General features: G+C 45.5%; 22 protein-coding genes. 11 read left to right on the forward strand and 11 right to left on the reverse strand.

Going from position 1 to position 20323, the window contains the following annotated elements; genetic code table 11:
* Positions 1-20 precede the first annotated feature (20 nt).
* The 5 genes from EOPP23_RS14485 to EOPP23_RS14505 all read left to right on the forward strand — a co-directional run bounded on the left by EOPP23_RS14485 (position 21) and on the right by EOPP23_RS14505 (position 4429).
* A complete protein-coding gene (locus tag EOPP23_RS14485; RefSeq protein ID WP_370514773.1) occupies positions 21-899 on the forward strand; it encodes a sugar ABC transporter permease in 879 nt (292 codons plus the stop codon).
* Positions 899-1813: a sn-glycerol-3-phosphate ABC transporter permease UgpE gene (gene ugpE / locus EOPP23_RS14490; protein ID WP_153766724.1), complete on the forward strand. Its 915-nt coding sequence runs from the start codon at positions 899-901 to the stop codon at positions 1811-1813. Before EOPP23_RS14485 ends, ugpE begins: the two co-directional genes overlap by 1 nt.
* Before the next feature lie 17 nt (positions 1814-1830).
* Positions 1831-2937, forward strand: coding sequence for a sn-glycerol-3-phosphate ABC transporter ATP-binding protein UgpC (gene ugpC / locus EOPP23_RS14495; RefSeq protein WP_153766725.1), 1107 nt, complete (start codon positions 1831-1833; stop codon positions 2935-2937).
* 105 nt (positions 2938-3042) lie between these two features.
* Positions 3043-3351, forward strand: a complete 309-nt coding sequence (yqfB, locus tag EOPP23_RS14500) for a N(4)-acetylcytidine aminohydrolase (protein WP_153766726.1) — start codon at positions 3043-3045, stop codon at positions 3349-3351.
* 43 nt (positions 3352-3394) lie between these two features.
* Positions 3395-4429, forward strand: a complete 1035-nt coding sequence (locus EOPP23_RS14505) for a hypothetical protein (RefSeq protein ID WP_153766727.1) — start codon at positions 3395-3397, stop codon at positions 4427-4429.
* A gap of 43 nt (positions 4430-4472) precedes the next feature.
* Here the strand turns inward: EOPP23_RS14505 and EOPP23_RS14510 are convergent, their stop codons facing one another.
* The 3 genes from EOPP23_RS14510 to EOPP23_RS14520 all read right to left on the reverse strand — a co-directional run bounded on the left by EOPP23_RS14510 (position 4473) and on the right by EOPP23_RS14520 (position 9106).
* Positions 4473-6029, reverse strand: coding sequence for a trypsin-like serine protease (locus EOPP23_RS14510; RefSeq protein ID WP_194842614.1), 1557 nt, complete (start codon positions 6027-6029; stop codon positions 4473-4475).
* A gap of 306 nt (positions 6030-6335) precedes the next feature.
* Positions 6336-8258, reverse strand: a complete 1923-nt coding sequence (gene htpG, locus EOPP23_RS14515) for a molecular chaperone HtpG (RefSeq protein WP_153766729.1) — start codon at positions 8256-8258, stop codon at positions 6336-6338.
* A gap of 131 nt (positions 8259-8389) precedes the next feature.
* Complete coding sequence (locus tag EOPP23_RS14520) at positions 8390-9106, reverse strand: DUF599 domain-containing protein (protein ID WP_153766730.1); 717 nt, start codon at positions 9104-9106, stop codon at positions 8390-8392.
* A 251-nt stretch (positions 9107-9357) separates the two neighbouring features.
* On the opposite strand from EOPP23_RS14520, the gene EOPP23_RS14525 reads away from it, so the two are divergent.
* Together EOPP23_RS14525 and EOPP23_RS14530 are read left to right on the forward strand one after the other, a co-directional pair.
* Entirely contained in the window at positions 9358-9765 is a 408-nt protein-coding gene (locus EOPP23_RS14525; protein ID WP_153766731.1) for a hypothetical protein, read from the forward strand.
* Positions 9766-9797: 32 nt separating this feature from the next.
* Positions 9798-10577 (forward strand): class II glutamine amidotransferase, encoded by a 780-nt coding sequence (locus EOPP23_RS14530; RefSeq protein ID WP_153766732.1) that lies wholly within the window; start codon positions 9798-9800, stop codon positions 10575-10577.
* Between the two features lie 84 nt (positions 10578-10661).
* Here EOPP23_RS14530 and EOPP23_RS14535 read toward each other — a convergent pair whose 3' ends face one another.
* From EOPP23_RS14535 to EOPP23_RS14560, 6 genes are all read right to left on the reverse strand, one after another.
* On the reverse strand, positions 10662-11720 hold the full coding sequence (locus tag EOPP23_RS14535; protein WP_153766733.1) for an ion channel: 1059 nt from the start codon (positions 11718-11720) through the stop codon (positions 10662-10664).
* Positions 11721-11904: 184 nt separating this feature from the next.
* Complete coding sequence (locus EOPP23_RS14540) at positions 11905-12351, reverse strand: NfeD family protein (RefSeq protein WP_153766734.1); 447 nt, start codon at positions 12349-12351, stop codon at positions 11905-11907.
* Positions 12352-12369: 18 nt separating this feature from the next.
* Positions 12370-13284: an SPFH domain-containing protein gene (locus EOPP23_RS14545; RefSeq protein ID WP_370514774.1), complete on the reverse strand. Its 915-nt coding sequence runs from the start codon at positions 13282-13284 to the stop codon at positions 12370-12372.
* Positions 13285-13419: 135 nt separating this feature from the next.
* Positions 13420-14391, reverse strand: a complete 972-nt coding sequence (gene cysK / locus EOPP23_RS14550) for a cysteine synthase A (protein ID WP_153766736.1) — start codon at positions 14389-14391, stop codon at positions 13420-13422.
* 220 nt (positions 14392-14611) lie between these two features.
* A complete protein-coding gene (locus tag EOPP23_RS14555) occupies positions 14612-15670 on the reverse strand; it encodes a PQQ-dependent sugar dehydrogenase (RefSeq protein ID WP_153766737.1) in 1059 nt (352 codons plus the stop codon).
* 65 nt (positions 15671-15735) lie between these two features.
* Complete coding sequence (locus EOPP23_RS14560) at positions 15736-16227, reverse strand: hypothetical protein (protein ID WP_153766738.1); 492 nt, start codon at positions 16225-16227, stop codon at positions 15736-15738.
* Positions 16228-16387: 160 nt separating this feature from the next.
* On the opposite strand from EOPP23_RS14560, the gene EOPP23_RS14565 reads away from it, so the two are divergent.
* The 4 genes from EOPP23_RS14565 (at position 16388) to EOPP23_RS14580 (ending at position 18372) form a co-directional block, all read left to right on the forward strand.
* Positions 16388-16906: a GNAT family N-acetyltransferase gene (locus tag EOPP23_RS14565; RefSeq protein WP_194842615.1), complete on the forward strand. Its 519-nt coding sequence runs from the start codon at positions 16388-16390 to the stop codon at positions 16904-16906.
* A gap of 62 nt (positions 16907-16968) precedes the next feature.
* Entirely contained in the window at positions 16969-17475 is a 507-nt protein-coding gene (locus tag EOPP23_RS14570; protein WP_228550732.1) for a GNAT family N-acetyltransferase, read from the forward strand.
* Between the two features lie 36 nt (positions 17476-17511).
* A complete protein-coding gene (locus EOPP23_RS14575; RefSeq protein ID WP_153766741.1) occupies positions 17512-17925 on the forward strand; it encodes a GNAT family N-acetyltransferase in 414 nt (137 codons plus the stop codon).
* 12 nt (positions 17926-17937) lie between these two features.
* Positions 17938-18372, forward strand: a complete 435-nt coding sequence (locus tag EOPP23_RS14580) for a GFA family protein (RefSeq protein WP_153766742.1) — start codon at positions 17938-17940, stop codon at positions 18370-18372.
* A 79-nt stretch (positions 18373-18451) separates the two neighbouring features.
* On the opposite strand, the gene EOPP23_RS14585 is transcribed toward EOPP23_RS14580, so the two are convergent.
* Both EOPP23_RS14585 and EOPP23_RS14590 read right to left on the reverse strand, forming a co-directional pair.
* Positions 18452-19669, reverse strand: a complete 1218-nt coding sequence (locus EOPP23_RS14585; protein WP_153766743.1) for a cytochrome P450 — start codon at positions 19667-19669, stop codon at positions 18452-18454.
* 10 nt (positions 19670-19679) lie between these two features.
* The gene (locus tag EOPP23_RS14590) at positions 19680-20174 is read right to left on the reverse strand and encodes a 2,4'-dihydroxyacetophenone dioxygenase family protein (protein ID WP_153766744.1); all 495 of its coding nucleotides are present in this window, start codon (positions 20172-20174) and stop codon (positions 19680-19682) included.
* Positions 20175-20323 lie beyond the last annotated feature (149 nt).

A 20323-nucleotide genomic window follows, 5' to 3' on the forward strand; every position in this document is an offset into this window, starting at 1 on the left:
TCAATCAGAAGAATAAACCAGTGCAAAAGGTCCAGTTTCAACACGGGTTCAGCCCCTATTTTTTCGTCGCCCCACAAATTCTCATCATTCTGATATTTTTTATCTGGCCTGCCATTCAGGCCGTACATCAGTCGTTCCTACTTGAAGATGCTTTTGGTTTGAGCAGTGAGTTTGTTGGCTTGCTGAATTATGAAGAGATATTTTCAGACCCGGATTACCTAGGAACCGTCGGCTACACCTTATTTTTTTCAGCCACTGTCGCCTTCCTATCAATGGCCATCGCACTCTTGCTGGCTGTGCAGGCAAACAGTGTTATTCGTGGCGCCAGTAGTTATAAAACTCTACTGATGTGGGCTTATGCCATTGCACCTCCTGCTGCAGGTCTGATCGGCAACCTGATGTTCAGCCCGTTGATTGGTGATCTCTATGCATTGCTCAATGAATCAGGCATTGAGTTTAATCATAATCAGAACGGTTCAGATGCCATCTTTGTCGTGGTTTTGATTGCTGTCTGGAAGCAGGTCAGCATCAATTTCATTTTCTTTCTTTCAGGTTTGCAGGGTATTCCGAACTCGGTAACAGAAGCGTCAAGAATAGATTGTCCCGGTTCATTTAAACGGTTCTGGAGTATTACCTTCCCACTACTGGCGCCAACCACATTTTTCCTGCTGGTGATCAATACCACCTATGCCTTCTTTGACACCTTCGGGATCATAGATGTCACTACTCGCGGTGGCCCGGGCTCTGCAACCAACACGCTGGTTTATAAGGTCTATACCGATGGCTTTCTGGGTGCCGATTTAGGCAGCAGCGCTGCTCAGTCTGTCATTCTCATGGTATTTGTGCTGACTTTGACCATCTTCCAGTTCCGATTTATTGAAAAGAAGGTGCATTATTAATGACTGCATTAAATGCCCACTCAAAACAAAGCAGCCTGACATTGCTGATTTCAAAAGGACTGCCTTCAAAGAAATTAGCCGTGAAAATACTACAGCATGGCATTCTAGTACTTGGTGTACTGTTTCTGGTCACGCCTTTGTGGATTGCCCTGATGTCTTCCACTCATTCCCCAGAGACCCTTTTTCGGGAAGGGCTGCAATTTTTGCCGGGCAACTTTGCTATAGAGACGTACACAGAGTTGTTTACGATTTCCAGCGGACAGTTATCTATTTCGGCGGCCTCAATGCTGACGAACAGTCTGGTTCTTGGTCTCGGCTTTGCCATAGGAAAGGTGATTATTTCAATGCTGGCCGCTTATGGGCTGGTGTATTTTCGCTTTCCGCTGGCAACACCGCTGTTCTGGATTATCTTTGCGACGCTTTTGTTGCCTCTGGAAGTCAGGATTATTCCTTCGTATCAGGTTGTGGCTGACCTTGGACTGTTAAATACCTATACAGGTTTGATCGTTCCATTGATTGCTTCTGCCACCGGCACTTTTTTTTTCCGCCAGTATTATCGTTCTGTCCCGGGTGAATTACTGGAAGCTGCACGTATCGATAATGCCGGCCCTTTAAGATTTTTCATCGATATTCTGGTGCCTCTCTCGAGAACCATGATATCGGCGATTTTCATCATTATGTTCGTTGTCGGCTGGAACCAGTATCTCTGGCCTTTGCTGATGACGACTGACCCTGACTATTACACCGTTGTCGTCGGTATCCGTCAGATGTTTCAGGTTATGTATGAAGGGGGTGACCTGCCCCAGTTTAATCTCGCTTTTGCCCTGACCATTCTTGCCACACTGCCACCGGTTCTGGTTGTGGTGATATTTCAAAGAATGTTCATAAAAGGGCTGGTGGAATCAGAAAAATAATTATCAGGATATTGAAAATGGCGAGTATTGAGCTGAACGATATAAAAAAGGTTTACAGTAACGGCGTTGAAGCTATCAAGGGCGTTGATCTTGAAGTAGCGGATAAAGAGTTTATCGTTATTGTTGGTCCATCGGGTTGTGGTAAATCGACGCTGCTGAGAATGATTGCCGGTTTGGAAGAGATCACCTCTGGCACCTTACAACTGGACGATGAAATCATTAATAAGCTGGAGCCTGCTGAACGTGATATAGCCATGGTGTTCCAGAACTACGCACTGTATCCGCATATGTCAGTCTTTAACAATATGGCTTATGGGCTGAAAAACAGAAAAGTGCCTAAAGCTGAAATTGAACAGAGAGTGAACGAAGCCGCAAAAATACTGGAGCTGGATCAGCTACTGGATAGAAAACCTTCGCAATTGTCCGGTGGCCAGCGCCAAAGAGTAGCGATGGGACGAGCAATCGTTCGCAAGCCAAAACTGTTTCTGTTTGATGAACCTCTGTCGAATCTTGATGCCCGACTCCGTGGTCAGATGCGTATCGAGATAAAACAGCTCCAGCGGAAACTGGCGACAACCGCCATCTATGTAACGCATGATCAGGTTGAGGCCATGACGCTGGGTGATCGTCTGATTGTGATGAATCAGGGCAAGGCAGAACAGATAGGTACGCCGAGTGAGCTCTATCATAAGCCGGCGACACTTTATGTGGCTGGCTTCCTTGGTAGTCCAACGATCAATGTCATGGAAGGACGGATTGTAAACGGTGCCTTTGTGATGAGAAATGGTACCAGGCTGCAACATCAAAATCTTTCAGGCCCACGTCCTGCAAACCTTGCAGTCCGACCTGAAGATATAGATATAGTATCGCCAGGGCACGAGGACAGCAATCTGATGATCGAAATGGTCGAAGAACTCGGATCTGAAAAACTGGCTATTGGCTCAATAGTAGGAACCACTCAAAAGCTAACCGTTAGAGTGCCTAAAGAGACCCGTCTCAAAGAGGGTGAAATCGTCCCGGTTCTCTTCAAACGAGAAAATTGGCATATGTTTGATGTTGAAAGCGGTATGAGAATCGAGTTTGAACAGCATAACCAGAAGGAAGTACTGGTCGCCATTGCATGACAGGCTTTGGTTCTAGGATGAAGCTTCGTGCGTAGACATACCTAATGCCTCTTAATCCTGTATACGGCATCATGCCTGTGAATACAGATTAAGAGGTGCCTCCCGATGAGTAAAGAAATCACTTTCTACAGTCGTTTTTCCAGTGACATTCGTTCAGGTTTAAAAACAATTACTATTCGTGATCATAGCGAATCGGACTATCAGTCTGGTAACCTGGTCAAGGCATTCACCAATCCTGAAGGTGAGTTTATTGCCAACCTGAAAGTTGTTGATGTTTATCCTGTCCGAATTGAAGATCTCACTGAAACGCATGCGAAGCAGGAGAATATGTCCCTACCAGAGCTTAAATCAGTGATCAAAGAGATTTATCCTGATGAAAATAATTTTTTTGTTATTGAGTTCGCCACCGAATAAGATCTGATGATAGGTTATAGATAAGAGGTTCTGGGTCAAGCGCATGGATGCACGACTAAAACGAATAACACTCGTATTATTTGTTTATACGCAGTCCTATTTTCATCAGATAGCTCTGGCCTCAGCCGAGGGTAACCTGGATTATGTACTGCTTCCTCTGGGAAAGTCTGATAATACGATCCTGCCTGAAGCCTGGAACGCGCCTTTTAATGAAATTACACAGTTAGCCTGTCACAACTGTTTCGAGACAAAATATAGTGAGTCATTTATTGAAGCACTGGATTACGTTAAGGCCGTTGAGCTGGATATCTGGGATACCCACTATTACGGAGTGGGTTCAGGCTTACCCGATCACTGGTATGTTCGTCATAATTTTTTAAGCGGTAACAATAACAATTGTGGCACAGGAAATGGTTCTCTTTTTGAGTGCCTGATGGACATCAGATTATGGAGTGAACAACACCCCGATCATTTTCCAATTACACTGTTTCTGGATAAGAAACAAAACTGGAGTCAGCCAAGTCAGAGGCGGTCTCCCAAACAACTTTTTACAATGCTAAGAAAGGCCTTTGGTTCGAAGCTGTATAAACCCAGAGAGCTGCTTGAATTTAATACCAGTCAAAATATAACGCCTGCTGTTTGGCATTGGCCTACCGCAGCGGAGTTAAGTGGTCGTATTATCGTGGTGATCAATGGCGGCAGTATCGTACTCGACAAAGTCACATCTTTACTGCCCTACGGAAACTCTACCTATAATACTGAGTTGGAAAAAGCGGGTCATGATACCCTCTCAGCCAATGCCTTTACGGGGCCGTATATTTTTAATATTGACGAAATAAGTTCGCCTATTAATATCTCGTCAAGTATCGCTTTTGTGAATGCCGCATTTAACCACAATAACATTGTTGACCTTGATTATATGAACTACTTCATTGACTCGTACAAAGGTCGGTTACTCAGAGTCTGGAATGCAGAAGGCATACCTTTCTGTGAGCTCAGGAAGACCAAACTCAATTATGTGGCCTATTACGATTTCAAAGCACAGCTCTGTAATGGCTACAGTGTCTGGGTTCCATAAGTATGTAACTCATGCAACCGGATATCAAATTTTCATCTCTTGTCTAATAGACGCAGGTCTTTTTATCATAGTCGTAAGTCATTCTAAGAAGATAACCCCAGATAGCCCAGTAAAAGTTGGAGCACAATTGTTTGAACTGACTTTCGCCCTTAACCAACAAGTCCAGTTCATCGTGAATATTTCTGCTTTCAACGCCTATATGTGTTACCGGACTCCACATATCACTCGGTGCTCTGCTGACAACGCGCTGCAGATCTTGATGCGCACATTCACCAGATGTTTCTGTGTAGCATGAGTTGCTGATTTCTTCGAATCTCTCCAGAGACTTTATGTTGCATAAAAAGTCCATACGGGAATGCATATCGTTGAGATCTGATTGAATGGATTCAACTTGCAATTGTGACTTATTATATCGCTCTTCATCAAACCAGCCAGCTCCTTTATTAGAGAGTAAAAGTTCCAACCAAGAGCCAAACCATGTTGCTCCTCGTGCAAGATAGTGGAGTTTTTCCGGATGCTCAGCAATGTAATCAGCCTGTTGTTGTGCTTGAAGCAAACTCTCAGGCCACTCGTTGCAGTCTTCGAGCATATCCGCAATCATCTTCCTTTGTGACTGGATTAAAGCCTTCTTTGATTCAGCATCAGCTATTTCCTGGCTGTCGGCGAAAGCTATTATCCATCTATCTGTGTTTGCGATCTGTTTATTAAAATAAAGCATTCGTTTTTCTGGTAATTGATCACTGTGTTCCTGATTTAATAGATGTATGAAGTTATCAGGATCTTTGATCTGATCAGCCTCCAGTAATTCTCGAAATTCACTTAATTTCAAAAACTTTGCCCTATAGGATCCTGATATTAAAATACCGAGTAAATCCAGCTGATGCTCTCCTCTGATAAACAGGCCTCCACCACTGTCTCCATGCTGCGAACATCGAGAGTTTTGATAATTAATTATTATTTCTGACTGATCGCTTGTATCAAAATCGGTAGACAATTGTTTCACTACCCTTCTCTCATTTCCCTGAGAATGAAGTACTTCAATGGGTCCATAGCCGACAGAAAATAAGCTTTTTTCTTCTTCAGCCTGCCTGATACGAGCTGAAACTTCATCCCAGGGTTGCTTCATAACCGGTATTGACGGAGGGATGTCGACACTTTCAGCCAGGAGAAGAACAGCAAAGTCATCTTTATCGTTAATTACACGCTGGAGATTGAAAGGAGTCGTTGTCACAACATTAACTCGCATTGCATCGGAATGTTTGGTAAAAACAGCGTACCTAACAGCAACGGTAAACGCTTCAACTTCATAAGGCCGAAACATCAAATCAGGAAGTCTTATGCTGTCCCAGTCTACTGTTTTCCCTCTGTACTGGTCATTCGTAATTCGCATGTAGTCTCCCAGACAATGAGCCGCTGTAATTGCTACACGGGGAGAAATCAATACAGCAGAACATGACTGGTAGTTGCCAAAAAATTTTCCTACAGAATTGAACACTGGATCATCATAAACAAAGTCATCCAGTTTCAATTCATCAGCTACCAACGGGCTGGTAAAGAAAATTGGCAAGATAAACAGCAATCTCACAACAATCGACTTCATACCTTTCCCCAGTTTTATTTTATTTGCGTGGAGCATAGTTGATGAATGAAAAAGTAAATAATTTTCACTATTATTCTTTGAATTTTTTAATTGGACGAACGTTCTAAAGGCGTGATCAATATTTCAGTACAAATGCAGAGTGCTTACAGCTAGACGTAAATGTGAAGTGTTATAGAAATACTAAGTAGCGGGAGAATAGGAATAGAGGCTCGTGAGGAACTTCTATTCCGTAACAGAGTTGGCACTGGAAAGAAAAAACGGGAAGATCTTTCCTGGATCATTCCCGTTTCTTTACCGTTTCAGGAATTAACCTGCCATTTCCAGCAGCAGCTTGTTCAGACGCTGAACATAGGAAGCCGGATCATCCAGCTGACCACCAGCGGCCAGGTTAGCCTGATCGAATACCACACGGGTCAGGTCAGAAAAACGATCTTCGTCCGCTTCTTTATCCAGACGTGCAACGAGTGGGTGCTCAGGGTTGATCTCAAAGATAGGCTTGGCTTCAGGCATTGCCTGACCAGCTGCTTCCATGATCTTGCGCATCTGTGCGCCCATATCATGTTCACCAACCACGACACAGGCTGGAGAATCAGTCAGACGGTGAGTTACACGAACGTCGTCCACTTCTTCAGTCAACACATCCTTGATGCGCTTAAGCAGGTCTTCTTTCTCTTTCGCGCTTTCTTCCAGAGCCTTCTTGTCTTCTTCGTCGTCCAGTTTACCCAGATCCAGATCACCACGGGCGATGTCAGCGAACTGCTTGCCATCGAATTCGTTCAGGTGAGACATCAGCCATTCGTCAACGCGATCGGACAGCAGCAGAACTTCAACACCTTTCTTTCTGAAGACTTCCAGGTGCGGACTGTTGGCAGCAGCATTGTGAGTTTCGGCGGTGATATAGAAGATCTTGTCCTGACCTTCCTTCATGCGGGAAACATAGCCTTCCAGAGTCTGAACCTGATCAGCACCAGCAGCTTCAGTGGTCGCAAAACGCAGTAGCTTGGCTACCTTTTCACGGTTAGCAAAGTCTTCAGCCGGGCCTTCTTTCAGAACCTGACCAAACTCCTTCCAGAATTCGGCGTACTTGTCTTCTTCCTTCTTGGCCATCTTTTCCAGCATATCCAGCACACGCTTGGTCAGCGCAGATTTCATGCTGTCAACGGCTGGGTCTTTCTGCAGAATTTCACGGGATACGTTCAGGGACAGATCGTTGGAATCCACCACACCCTTGATAAAGCGCAGGTACATTGGCAGAAATTCATCGGCCTGATCCATGATGAAGACGCGCTGAACGTAAAGCTTCAGGCCTTTCTGCATATCACGGTTGTACAGGTCGAAAGGCGCCTTGGCAGGAATAAACAGCAGACTGTTGTATTCCAGCTTACCTTCTACACGGTTGTGACTCCACTTCATTGGATCGGCGAAGTCGTGACTGATGTGCTTGTAGAACTCAGTGTACTCTTCGTCACTGATTTCAGAACGGGAACGGGTCCATAGAGCCTTTGCGGTATTAACGGTTTCCCATTCAGGAGCCTGCTCTTCTTTTTTCTCTTCGCCTTCTTCATCCATAGAAGGAGTCGCTTCCTTCAACATCAGGATTGGCATGGAGATATGGTCAGAGTACTTGCGGATGATGTTACGCAGACGCCAGCCGTCAGCAAATTCCAGCGCATCTTCTTTCAGGTGCAGAATGATGCTGGTACCACGGCTTTCTTTTTCGATGTTTTCAATGGTGAATTCACCGGATCCTTCAGATACCCAGCGAACGGCTTCTTCAGCAGGAGCACCAGCCTTGCGTGTTTCAACAGCTACATTGTCTGCAACGATGAAAGCAGAGTAGAAACCAACACCGAACTGACCGATCAGGTGAGAGTCTTTCTTCTCATCACCGGACATGTTCTTCAGGAAATCAGCGGTTCCGGATTTGGCAATGGTACCCAGATGAGCAATGACATCTTCACGGTTCATACCAATGCCGTTATCGGCGATGGTGATGGTCTTGGCTTCTTTATCAAAGCTGATGCGAATATCCAGATTCGGATCATCCTGCATCAGGCTGTCATTGTGCAGAGCTTCAAAGCGAAGTTTGTCAGCAGCGTCGGACGCATTTGAGACCAACTCACGCAGAAAGATTTCACGGTTGGAGTACAGGGAGTGAATCATCAGGTTCAGAAGCTGCTTTACTTCTGTTTGAAAACCCATGGTTTCTTTCTTGGCTTCGACAGTCATCGGACCCTCTTTGTTCAATTAGCGATTATTTGCCTATGAACAACAATATGGGGCTGCCAAAATTGCTTTCAAGGGGTAGAAATTAAATTTTTTCTACCTTTCATGCGTTTACCTGCCTCTGAGAACCAGTTTTAGTTAACGTGTTTTTCGCTCTGTTCCAGTGCGTGCAGCACCGAAGAGTGGAACTCTCGTCTGTATAGAACCATAACAACCGCCATGGTTGTGAACATAAACAGACCGGGGTGAATAAACCAGGCCAGGGTTGCCAGCGAGAAATAGTAACCTCTCAACCCATAGTTAAAATGATTCGCTGCCAGAGTCATTATATGGCCGCTCTTATCAGCGAAAGCCTTCTGCTCACTCTTCTTTCCGCTGATGTCCTGCATCAATGGCGCACTGCCAACCAGAACACAGGTGAAGTTATACAGCCTGAGACTCCAGGTGAACTCAAAGAAGGTATAAACAAAGATCACCAGCATCACCAAAACCTTCAGTTCCCATAATTCACGAGTATTGGTGCTGACAAAAGGCATGGTTGATAGAACGCCCACCGCCTCTTCCGAAGCAGCAATGCCGGTGATCAGCCCCGCCATAACCAGTATGCTGGTTGAAGCAAAAAAGCTGACAGAAGCTCGAAGACTGAAGATCAGGCTGGCATCAGCAATACGGTTATCTCTGCCCAGCAGGCGATACATCCAGTCCCGACGATAAAGAGCGAGACTGCCTGCAAGGCAGGGGCGGGATTTACCGGCATGGTAAGAAAACGTGGTGTAACCCAGCCAAAGTACAATCAGGTTGGACAGTGCTAGCCAGTCAAACAGGGAAACCACTCCGGTTAGCTCGTTCATCTCCACAACTCCCTGATATTTCGGTATTGAACCGAATTTATTATCAATGACAAGCTCTGCCCCCTTTATTATCATTAGCAACCAGTGTCGGCTGAATCCAAGGCGATTAAACGCTGCCAACCTTAGCTGCAAATACTATTCCAGACTATGCAGATTCGAGCATTACAGCAACTGTTCTGGTCAGGTTTTTCATCGTATGACGATTTCAACAGGTTTCAGGGTTCACAAGAAGTCCTGAAACAGGAGACTCAATGACAAGTACTCAATATATGATGGGCTGGGCAGTGTATCTGGCTGGTGCAACAGGCTGCCTGCTGGCTTTAATCCTTATCACGCGTAATTTTGGTGCAAGAGTTCGTCGCAGCCTCTGGCTGGTGACAGCTGCCCTGCTCTATACGCCATGGTTTCTGGCACAAGGTTCTACATTGTTTACGCCGGCACTGCTGACGTCACTGTTTGATTTTCTGTCTGACGGTCAGGAAGCGGCAACCAGAGCCGGCCTGCCTGTATTGATTACATCCTCCGCCGCTCTGTTTCTCGGAATTATTCTGCCCGTGAGGAAACAGATCGCCAAGGCAGAAAAGAAAGCCGAACCAGAGGTGAAAAAGAAACCCCGGCCTAAATCTGCAGGCGGAAGCCGTAAAGAACCCAGCGTATAATCTACTTATGATGTGAGTGATGGAAGTGTTTCATGTGTGAATTACTTGGCATGAGTGCCAATACACCCACCGATATCTGCTTCAGCTTTAGTGGTCTGATGCAGAGAGGTGGCAAGACAGGTCCCCACAGTGATGGTTGGGGTATAGCTTTCTATGAAGGTGCTGGTGTTCGAGAGTTTCGTGACCCTTACCCCAGCTGCAACTCCGAGATTGCGAAACTGGTCAGAAATTATCCAATCAAAAGCGATATCGTTATCAGCCATATTCGTCAGGCTAATGCCGGACGTGTTTGTCTTGAGAATACCCATCCTTTTACCCGCGAGCTCTGGGGCAGAAACTGGACCTTTGCTCATAATGGTCAGTTAAAAGGTATCAAGAAGTACCCGCTGGAACATTATCTGCCAGTAGGAACCACAGACAGTGAATACGCTTTTTGCTGGATGATGGGACAGATTCGCAGTCGCTTTCCTAAACCGCCGGCACGGCCAGCTACGGTTCAGCGTTTTATAAATGGTCTTGCCATTGAAATGCAGAAGCTTGGCGTATTTAACCTGCTTTTAACAGATTCAAAGTATCTTTATTGTTTCTGTACCACCAAGCTGAGTTGGATTACTCGAAAAGCGCCCTTTGATCAGGCGGTATTGAAGGATGACTCGGTTACGGTGGACTTCAAGCAAGTGACAACAGATAAAGACATAGTGACTGTGGTTGCTACCGACCCTCTCACCACCAATGAAGATTGGCATATCATGGAATCAGGTGAGTTTATTGTCTTTAAAGATGGTGAGGTAGTTTTCAGGCAGGAACCTTGATAGCCAGTTAACATTCCGGGTTCTGATCAGCAGGTAGCCAGAGATTATTCTGGCCACCGGTTTGAAAACAGTATTGCAATACGGTCAACCGGCCAGTTTTTTCCAATCAATTTCGTTACTGTTAATTCGTTCAGCCGCCATATAGTAGACTAACTGTTCTGCCTTCACTTCAGTGCAACCTGCCGGGTTCAAGATCAGATCATTCCCCGTCACACTGTCAGCCACGCCTAATACGAGAGCTTCATGCTGCTGTTTCATGACTTCCAGTAAGCGACTGAATTGAGTACCAGTAAAGTCAGCCGGTATTTGTACGCTGAACTGGGTCGGGCCGATCATGGTATCCAGTAGTTGTTCCTGCACTCTGGACGAGCCCGGATCCTGTGCTGAACGAACCATCAACTCCATGGAGATACTGCTATGGCATTCGACCTGCGGACAATGGCTTTCCAGCAGCTCCGACATATGTTTCTGGTCAAACCAGGCGACAATGTGTGCCCCTTTTGCAACATTGGCAACGGTTAGACAACTGGACAGGGTTTTGTCATCGGTAGAACGATAGATAATTACCCTGTCTGCATTGGCAACACCTGAACGTTCAAGTACATCGTTATTCGTCAGGTGTTCGCCTTGTACGAATAGCACCTGATCAGGAAACGGATTTTCCATCTCTTCACTGGCACAGAGTACTACCTTGCGATCCTGACGACGGGCGTCGCCATAGATAAGGCTGATCATTCGTGGTGTATGTTCCTGGTGCCAGCCCAGAATAACGATGTGATGTTTCAGATCAGAAAAGTCACCTTTGCCACGCATATTTTTTCTCCATACCTCTACCAGTCCCGTCGACATTTTACCCAGAATACCTGCGAATATAACAACAGCTCCAGGCATCAGCAGCAGAGATGCAATCCAGCGCCCACCGGACGTTACCGGACTATGATCACCATAACCGACAGTTGTCGCTGTAGTAATAAAATAATAAAACCAGATGTCCGGTTTGATCAGCTCCTGCTCACCTGAAAACCACATCATTACCCATGAAAACGAAAACAGAGAAATGATCAGCAGTATCAGAGCCAGCCAGCTGAGTTTCAGCAGATGACGGTTTATATAGCGAAGGGTTGTCCTTATCAGATCCACCATGGCTTCAACAAGAACCTGTAATTGTTATCAAAGAGGGTAATGCTACCAGAGTTGGAAATTTGATGAGTATTTTTTTAAACCGAGTCTATTTGAAAGTTGAGACATTCCATGCAGTAGCGAAAGAAGAAACCTGACTTTGTGACGAGTTATTCAAAGTCAGGGGATTCAGTATCAGGCAGCTTGTTTAGCAGGACTCAATTTTCAGAATCATACCTTCATAGCCAACGATTTTTACCCGGCTACCTTTCTCATAGGACTGCTCGGCATCGACTTTCCAAAGTGTATCACCGACCTGAACCCTTCCCAGGCCAGGTAACAGCTCTTCTTCAAGCACAACAGCACGACCAACTAATTGTGCCGCGCGCTGGTTGAGTTCATGGTGATCTGTCTTTTCATTTACTCTGCGAAACAGCTTCCAGTACGCAAGAGTGAAAACAAGACTGCCAACACCAAACCAGATCATTTGCGATGCCCAGTCAAGAGAAGGCATCATCCAGGTCATCAGAGCTAGTAGAAGAGCTGCGGCGGCACTGCCCAACAGAAAACCGCCAGCACCCAATGCTTCCATTGCCAGCATCAGAAAGCAGAACACCAGCCAGTGCCAGGGTTGCAGTGATTGTAAAAAATCCATTCTTTATCAAACCCTCTCTTATTGAGGCGTTTTCATTTCACCAACCAGCTCTTTGATACCAGCCAGTGATCCAATCACGCTACTTGCTTCCAAAGGCATCATGATGACCTTACTGTTGTCTGCAGCCGCAACACTTTGTAAGGCATCGACGTATTTTTGAGCAACAAAGTAATTAATCGCTCTTGAGTCACCACTGCTGATTGCCTGGGAAACCACTTCGGTGGCACGAGCCTCTGCTTCTGCCAAGCGTTCACGAGCTTCAGCTTCACGTTTTGCAGCTTCCAGCTGCCCTTCCGCTTTCAGAATCTGAGCCTGCTTCTCACCTTCAGCAACCTTGACTGCGGCTTCTCTGGCGCCTTCAGCTTCCAGGATCTGGGCTCGTTTTTCACGTTCTGCTTTCATCTGGCGAGCCATCGAATCAACCAGGTCCTGCGGTGGAGCAATATCACGGATTTCGATGCGCGTGACTTTTACGCCCCATGGATCAGTCGCCTCATCAACCTTAGCCAGCAGTAAAGTGTTGATACGGTCACGGTTAGACAACATCTCATCCAGTTCCATGGAGCCCAGAACCGCACGAATATTGGTCATCACCAGATTCTGCATTGCACGATACAGGTCGTTTACCTCATAGGAAGCTTTGACGGCATCTTGAACCTGATAAAAACAAACGGCATCGGTCGTTACCTGAGCATTGTCACTGGAGATAATTTCCTGAGGTGAAATATCCAGAACCTGCTCCATCATATTGAGTTTCTTACCAATTCCATCGATCATTGGAATAATGACGTGCAGACCAGGGCTTAATGTACGAGTGTACTTTCCGAAACGTTCGACCGTGTAATGATAGCCCTGCGGTATCATACGAACACCGGTTGCAATCAGGACAGCAATCAGTAGCACGAAGGCCAATGCTGTAAATTCAAATCCCACGACCATGACTCCTTGAAAGTTTTCTTCTGAGTCAATGAGTGTGACAGATATTATTTGCCCTGTCCTGACCATAAGACACAAAAAACGCCTGAGCCGATTGAGCTCAGGCGTTTTCATTAACATTCAGTTTTGGATCTACTGGACGTTTTCAGCATCACTGAACACACCTTCAAACAGTGGTGTACTCAGATAACGTTCACCAGAATCAGGCAGAACGACAACGATATTCTTTCCTCTATTGGCAGTCTGTTCCGCAACACGAATAGCCGCAGCGACTGCCGCACCTCCGGAAATTCCCGCTAGAATACCTTCCTGTTTCATCAGCTTGTGCGCTGTTTCAATCGCGTCTTCATTGGAAACCTGTTCAACCTGATCAACCAGGGTCAGGTCTAGGTTGCCCGGAATAAAGCCGGCACCAATGCCCTGAATTTTGTGAGGCGCAGGCTTTACCTCTTCACCAGCGATGGTCTGGCTGATAACAGGCGAAGCTTCTGGTTCAACCGCTACCGAAGTAATGGCCTTACCCTGAATTTTTTTGAAGTAACGAGATACACCACTGATGGTTCCGCCTGTGCCAACACCCGCAACAAATACATCAACATTGCCGTCGGTAGCGTTCCAGATTTCCGGACCAGTAGTCTCTTCATGAATTCTTGGGTTAGCCGGATTTTCAAACTGCTGAAGCAGTAAATACTTTTGTGGTTCAGCTTCTGCCAGTTCTTTCGCTTTGGCAATAGCACCAGGCATACCTTTAGCCGGTTCAGTCAGAATCAGTTTCGCGCCCAGAGCTTTCAAAACCTTGCGACGTTCAAGACTCATGGAAGCAGGCATAGTCAGTGTCAGAGGAATGCCTTTGGATGCAGCAACGAAAGCCAGTGCGATACCTGTATTACCACTGGTTGGCTCGATCAGTTCTACGCCTTCTTTCAACTTGCCTGATGCTTCGGCATCCCAGATCATACTAGCACCGATACGGCATTTAACACTGTTGGCAGGGTTACGGGATTCCATTTTGACAAAAATATTATGTTCACCTGCAAGACGGTTCAGTTTAACCAGTGGCGTATTGCCAATGGATTGCGAATTATCCTGAAAGATTGCGGTCATATTTCTGTCCTTATAAAAGCTTTGAGTTGAGTATCAAACGATCTGGATTGTTGAGTTAAACTCTAAACAATTATTCATACCCGTAAAGGAACTTAATCTTATTTTTTTATACCTGAAAAGAATATAGGAAAGGATTGAGACTGAACTTGATGTGAACTCTGATAGGAGTGCAGGTCAGAAGATAAGATTCTGGTCTGTATTCCTATCAGAGTTGAGCCAGTTATGGTTTATCTACCCTCAATAGCTGGCCACTGTCAGTCAGCAGTAACAGGCTGCCATCCTGTGCCACTTCAATATGTCGGAATCTCTGATTAAGGTTTTTCAGCAGTGACACCTGTTTTACCGGTTTAGTGCCATCCAGATCGACCCAGCGTAATTCTCGGGTCTTCAGCGTTGTATTCAGCAGGTCGCCCTGAAACTCTGGAAACATCTCACCGTAGTAAACGGTCATGGATGAAGGCGCTATGGACGGTGTCCAGTTCACCAGAGGCTGTTCCATGCCCGGGTATTCCCTGAAAGGTGTAATCTGGGCTCCGGAATAGTCACGACCATAGGTGATTACTGGCCAGCCATAGTTTTTTCCTGCCTCGATAATGTTAATCTCATCACCACCGGCCGGGCCATGTTCATTGCTGAAAACGACATTTCTTTTGCTGTCGTAAACCAATCCTTGAGGGTTTCTATGCCCCAGAGAATAAATAATACTTATGGTATTTTTTTCAGCAACGAATGGGTTGTCTTCCGGTGTCGTACCGTCATCGTTGATGCGGATAATCTTACCCAGCAGTGAATCTTTTTTCTGGGCGCTCTCGCGATAATCAAAGCCATCACCACTGGTCAGCAACAGACTGTTGTCTGGCAGAAAGGTAATACGGCCAGCGTAGTGAACCGGCGTATCTTTAAAAGGAGTAACGGTTAGAAGTTGCTGTTGCTCAACCAGCCTGTTGTCTCTTAATTTTGCCCGCATCAGCTTTAGAGCATTTTTGCTCCGCTTACCAAAGGCGTAACTCAGATAAAGCCAACCATTATTCTGATAATTAGGATGAAGTTTGATATCCAGTAAACCGCCCTGCCCGGCAAAATAAACCTCAGGAACGCCGGTAATGCTTTCAGCCTTATCACCTCGAACAAGCTTCAATTGACCCGCCCGTTCGGTGACCAGAAACTCACCTGAAGGTAACTCAGCCATAGACCAGGGTGTTTGTAGTCCTGAAATAACCGTCGAAACTCGTAACTCCGGCAATTCAGTTTCATGGATTACATTTGCTTGTTCAGCCATCGAAACGCTGGTGGCTGCTAAAGCGAAGATCGAAAGAACTGTTGATCTGAATCTGCAGAGTTTCATTATTTACTCTCTCTATTTTTTGACTCTGTCTGTAAAAGACCAAAAACAGCGCCACCGATCAAACCAGCCAAACACTGAAAAAATAGACCGGCAGTACTTCGAGCCCCAGCAATGGGTGTCACATCAAGTAGTGGTTTCATAAGCATAAGAGCCGTTAATAGTGCTAAGCCGCCAGCAAATGACCACCAGTACCAGGCAAGCGTTAGCCTGCCACAAAGCTTGCCTATGGCACGAGTTACAATAAAAGCAATCAACAGGCCAAGCGCAATAATGGTTCCATAACCAGGCAGTAATCCCATTAAATCTGTGATGGTGGCGTTTAAGCGCGTACCCAGGTTAATCGGAATACCTAAAACCACGAGTTCATTCAATACAAACTGAGTGTGCGAGCTGCTGCCGATAGTAAAGACAGTCAATACTGCTACTAGAAATGCGATGAAGGTCGTTCTCTTAGGCGCTCTTTTTTTAAAAGTTGTTTTAAAAATAGTCAACAGGGTGTTACCGATAGTTTTCTTGAAATCATATCAGTAACAAGACAGCATTCACCAGATAGCAAGCCTGCCATATTTCAGCAATGTCTTTTCTATGTTTCAACTATGTCTGGTATTCTGAGCGAAAGAAGAAAGCGTATTTTTTTGGTCAGGGATGTCTATGAACCTTAAAATAACGAAGGACGTTAGCCTCGAGCGGTTACAGGTAGCTGACGCTGGTGTGTTTTTCGATCTTATTGAAATGAATAGAGCACTACTGTCAAAGTACCTCTACTGGGTTGATGACGTTACTAATCTCAGCTCTGCTGAACAGTATATAGAAAACCGTATCAACAGTAGCCTGCCTGAATCGCGCTGGTATAAAATCCTGTTCAAAGAGAGTGTGTCAGGAGTTTTTGGAATCAAATCAGTTTGCAGAGAGTCTTCGGAAGCTGAAATTGGTTACTGGCTGTCCGAACATGCCCATGGACATGGTGTAATAGCAAAAATCACCATGGAAGTGTGTAATCTGCTGGCAAATGAAGGCGTTCAATCACTGAAAATAACCTGTCTTGAAGAAAATCAGGCCAGTATTACTGTTGCCAAGAGGCTTGGTGCAGTTCATACCGATACGTTGTCAGGCTATATGGAAATGGCGGGGCGACTTCAGGATCTTCATATTTACACATTAAAACTATGAATCCTGTGCTAGCTGGTGATGATATGTGCGAAGAATTATTTATTGAAACAAGCCGGTTAATAATGAAACCAATCCAGCTTTCAGACTGGTTGTTGTTTTATCAACTTGAAACAGACCCAGGTATTCAGCAGTACGTGGCCGATCTTCGAGATGAGCAGGCAATACGGGATCGTTTTCAGTCTCGACTACCCGCGTGGAATAAGAACAGTAAACAATGGCTCTGTCTGGTCATTACTGAAAAAGAGTCAGAACTGCCGATTGGTGTCACCGGATTCTATCCAGAGTGGCATCCTTATCAGCAAGCAGAAGTTGGTTTTATGCTGCTGTCTGAGTATCAAGGTAAAGGTTACGGCAAAGAAAATCTGATAGCGGTGGCAGAATTTGCCTTTCAGCAATGCCGATTTCACAAACTTAAGGCAACCGTTACTGAAGGAAATGTTGCCTGCTGCGAGCTTCTGAAACGTACAGGTTTTAAGCAGGAAGGCAGACTAAGAGACAACTACAGGATCGCAGGCCAGTGGCAAAACGACATGTTGTTTGGTCTACTTGTAAACGATCTTACTAGCTAAGCGTTAGTTACAAATAATTCATAATAAGAAGTACATATGGACATTATCAAAAATACCGAACCCACTGATCAGGATATTGTTGAGATCAGGGATAACCTTCGGGCGTTTAACCGACCTTTTCTTGAAAACATCCGAAATGATCAGCTGGCGTTTTACATCAATGATGATTCAGCTGTAAAAGTCGCTGGCATTGCTGGTCGAATGAGAGGTAACTGGCTGCTGGTACAATACCTCTGGGTATCCGAACCATTAAAAAATCAGGGGTTAGGATCAAGGCTGCTAAAGTCTCTGGAAGACTATGCTGTTGAGCAGGGTTGCCATTCGGTTATGCTGGATACAGCATCGTTTCAGGCAGAACCTTTCTATCGCAAACACGGCTACAAAACCGAGATGACGCTTGAAGACAATGATTTCCCAACCGTCTTTTATATGACCAAACAATTGAAATGATAAGGACTGACTATGGCAGATTATGAAAGCGCACAAGGGCAATGTTTATGTGGCGCGGTAAAAGTTACCTGTCCTGAGATGAGCCTGAACGTAGGCGCCTGTCATTGCACTATGTGTCAGCAGTGGACAGGAGGCCCTTTTATGGCAGTTGAATGTGGCAGCAACGTAAGCTTTGAAGGTAAAGATGCAATAACAACATACAGTTCTTCAGATTGGGCAGATCGTGGTTTTTGCTCACACTGTGGCACACATCTTTTCTACCGATTCAAACACAGTGACCAGTATATGATGCCAGCCGGCTTATTCGGTGATTCACATGAGTTCAACTTTACTCAGCAGATCTTCATTGATGAAAAACCGAATTACTTCTGCTTTGCGAACGATATTAAAGCGATGACTGGTGCAGAAGTGGTCGCTATCTTTGCCGGTGAAAGCGAAAGCAACTGAGCTCGCCGATGAAGAACACCAGTTAGAATGAGAGCATGATCAAACTATCTGGCGTTCTACTTCATTTAAATGAAGCCCCCTAACGAGGGATCAGCTTCACTGGCATGTGTTTAAAGCCATTCACCATATTAGAACGTATCCGTGTCGGCTCTGCGGTTAACTCAATCCCCTTGAACATCTTGAAAAACTCTTCAAAGAATATTTTGGTTTCCAGCCTTGCCAGATGAGCCCCCAGACAGAAGTGAATGCCATGGCCGAAAGCCATATGGTTATTAGATTTTCGGTCTATTTTAAATTCCAGTGGTTGCTCAAACTCCCTGTCATCAAAGTTTGCAGAACTGTACAGCATCACAACCCTGTCGTTCTCGCGAATGAACTGTCCGGCTATTTCTGTATCTTTTGTTGCAGTACGGCGGAAGTAATGCAACGGGCAGGTCCAGCGAAGCATCTCTTCAATAGCTGACGCCAGTAACTCAGGCCTTGCTTCAAACTGCTCTTCCAACTGTTTGTAGAGTTCCGGCCTTTGAATCAACTCGTACATGCCACCAGCGATCAGGGATCGGGTGGTTTCATTGCCGGCCACTGTGATCTGAATAAACAGCGATGAAAATTCAGCTGCATTCACTTTGTGACCATCAACATCAACGTTCACCAGCAATGAAATCAAATCATCGCCACCTTTGTCCTTTCGTTCAGCCGCCAGACTGTAACCATAGGCTCCCATTTCTTCAGCGGCCTGTTTAACTTCTTCCGGACTTCCACCAATATCCGGATCACTGCCTGAAGTCTGCAGATCAGACCATTCTCGCAGTTTGCCCCACATATCCGCAGGCACATCCAGCATTGAACCAATAACAGCACTGGGTAACTGGCCGGCGATATCATAGACAAAATTACATTCAGGTTTTTCAAAACCTGCCTTCAGAATCTGGCGACAGATCTGTCGTACTTTCGGTTCCAACTCAGCCAGCATACGGCTGGTAAAACGACTCAAAACAACCCGCCGTAGCGGTCCATGGTCTGGTGGATCCATTCCCAGCAACTGCCCCTGCACCATTGGCAGAATATCTTCTGGCATGTCATCAACCATGACGAAACCACGTTGAGCGGAAAAGGTTTTGAAATCACGGGAAACAGCACGAACATCCTCGTGACGACTCAAGACCCAGTAACCAACACCATCAGGATGCTGATGCCAATGTACCGGAGCCTTGTCTCTTAAATGCTTGAACTGGGCATGTGGAATACTGTCGACATAGTTGTCAGGGTTATAAATATCAATATCTTCAAGTTTCATGGAGCAACCCTCAAGCCAGTATCAGGCTGGCATCAACAGAAAGACCCTGTTCTTCGGCAAGACGAAGATAATCAGCCAGCTGACTATGACCATCAGCAATGCCCCAGACAGAACCATCTTCACCAAAGTTGGTGAGACTGCCATCAATACAGAAGAAAACAACTGCGTCTTCATCAGTTGATTCCGGAACAATCAGAGTATGTGCGCTGTTGGCCGGTTCACGAATAACAGATCCTTCAGTAGCAAGAAAATCGTGCTCCTGATAACCCCATCTACCCTGCAGTGTGAAGGCAGTGACAGCACCACTGTGGCGATGTTTAGGTAACAGGGTTCCGGGAGGAAAACGGTTCATGGTGACCCAGCTACCTGTTTGGTTGCAGACACGAAGTATTTTGAAACCAATGCCCATGCCCTGATCAACCCAGGGAAGGTCATTATGATTAAGATGGCCAGCAGCCAGTGGCGATTCGGGGATTGAATTGATATCTAAGACGGGGAGATCCATTCTCGCTCCTTAATGGCTCTGACAAAATGTTAATGAAAACAGCTGTGAGCCTTTCTATTGTTATTATTTTTATTTTGAGAGCGAATTATTACACCTGATTTAAACAGGAACAACCGTTAATAAACGTCAATGATATTGTGCTATTGAAG

Source organism: Endozoicomonas sp. OPT23, from assembly GCF_009653635.1.
In the GTDB taxonomy this organism is placed as follows: domain Bacteria; phylum Pseudomonadota; class Gammaproteobacteria; order Pseudomonadales; family Endozoicomonadaceae; genus Endozoicomonas_A.

What these genes read in the sequence shown, in the direction of transcription:
- EOPP23_RS14590 (WP_153766744.1), bottom strand. Translation starts at nt 20,174, where the DNA reads ATGGATCTCCCCGTCTTAGATATCAATTCAATCCCCGAATCGCCACTG.
- EOPP23_RS14575 (WP_153766741.1), top strand. Translation starts at nt 17,512, where the DNA reads ATGGACATTATCAAAAATACCGAACCCACTGATCAGGATATTGTTGAG.
- htpG (WP_153766729.1), bottom strand. Translation starts at nt 8,258, where the DNA reads ATGACTGTCGAAGCCAAGAAAGAAACCATGGGTTTTCAAACAGAAGTA.
- EOPP23_RS14555 (WP_153766737.1), bottom strand. Translation starts at nt 15,670, where the DNA reads ATGGCTGAACAAGCAAATGTAATCCATGAAACTGAATTGCCGGAGTTA.
- EOPP23_RS14535 (WP_153766733.1), bottom strand. Translation starts at nt 11,720, where the DNA reads ATGGTGGATCTGATAAGGACAACCCTTCGCTATATAAACCGTCATCTG.
- EOPP23_RS14540 (WP_153766734.1), bottom strand. Translation starts at nt 12,351, where the DNA reads ATGGATTTTTTACAATCACTGCAACCCTGGCACTGGCTGGTGTTCTGC.
- EOPP23_RS14565 (WP_194842615.1), top strand. Translation starts at nt 16,388, where the DNA reads ATGAACCTTAAAATAACGAAGGACGTTAGCCTCGAGCGGTTACAGGTA.
- yqfB (WP_153766726.1), top strand. Translation starts at nt 3,043, where the DNA reads ATGAGTAAAGAAATCACTTTCTACAGTCGTTTTTCCAGTGACATTCGT.
- EOPP23_RS14580 (WP_153766742.1), top strand. Translation starts at nt 17,938, where the DNA reads ATGGCAGATTATGAAAGCGCACAAGGGCAATGTTTATGTGGCGCGGTA.
- ugpC (WP_153766725.1), top strand. Translation starts at nt 1,831, where the DNA reads ATGGCGAGTATTGAGCTGAACGATATAAAAAAGGTTTACAGTAACGGC.
- EOPP23_RS14525 (WP_153766731.1), top strand. Translation starts at nt 9,358, where the DNA reads ATGACAAGTACTCAATATATGATGGGCTGGGCAGTGTATCTGGCTGGT.
- EOPP23_RS14520 (WP_153766730.1), bottom strand. Translation starts at nt 9,106, where the DNA reads ATGAACGAGCTAACCGGAGTGGTTTCCCTGTTTGACTGGCTAGCACTG.
- EOPP23_RS14570 (WP_228550732.1), top strand. Translation starts at nt 16,969, where the DNA reads ATGAAACCAATCCAGCTTTCAGACTGGTTGTTGTTTTATCAACTTGAA.
- ugpE (WP_153766724.1), top strand. Translation starts at nt 899, where the DNA reads ATGACTGCATTAAATGCCCACTCAAAACAAAGCAGCCTGACATTGCTG.
- EOPP23_RS14510 (WP_194842614.1), bottom strand. Translation starts at nt 6,029, where the DNA reads ATGAAGTCGATTGTTGTGAGATTGCTGTTTATCTTGCCAATTTTCTTT.
- EOPP23_RS14585 (WP_153766743.1), bottom strand. Translation starts at nt 19,669, where the DNA reads ATGAAACTTGAAGATATTGATATTTATAACCCTGACAACTATGTCGAC.
- EOPP23_RS14505 (WP_153766727.1), top strand. Translation starts at nt 3,395, where the DNA reads ATGGATGCACGACTAAAACGAATAACACTCGTATTATTTGTTTATACG.
- EOPP23_RS14530 (WP_153766732.1), top strand. Translation starts at nt 9,798, where the DNA reads ATGTGTGAATTACTTGGCATGAGTGCCAATACACCCACCGATATCTGC.
- cysK (WP_153766736.1), bottom strand. Translation starts at nt 14,391, where the DNA reads ATGACCGCAATCTTTCAGGATAATTCGCAATCCATTGGCAATACGCCA.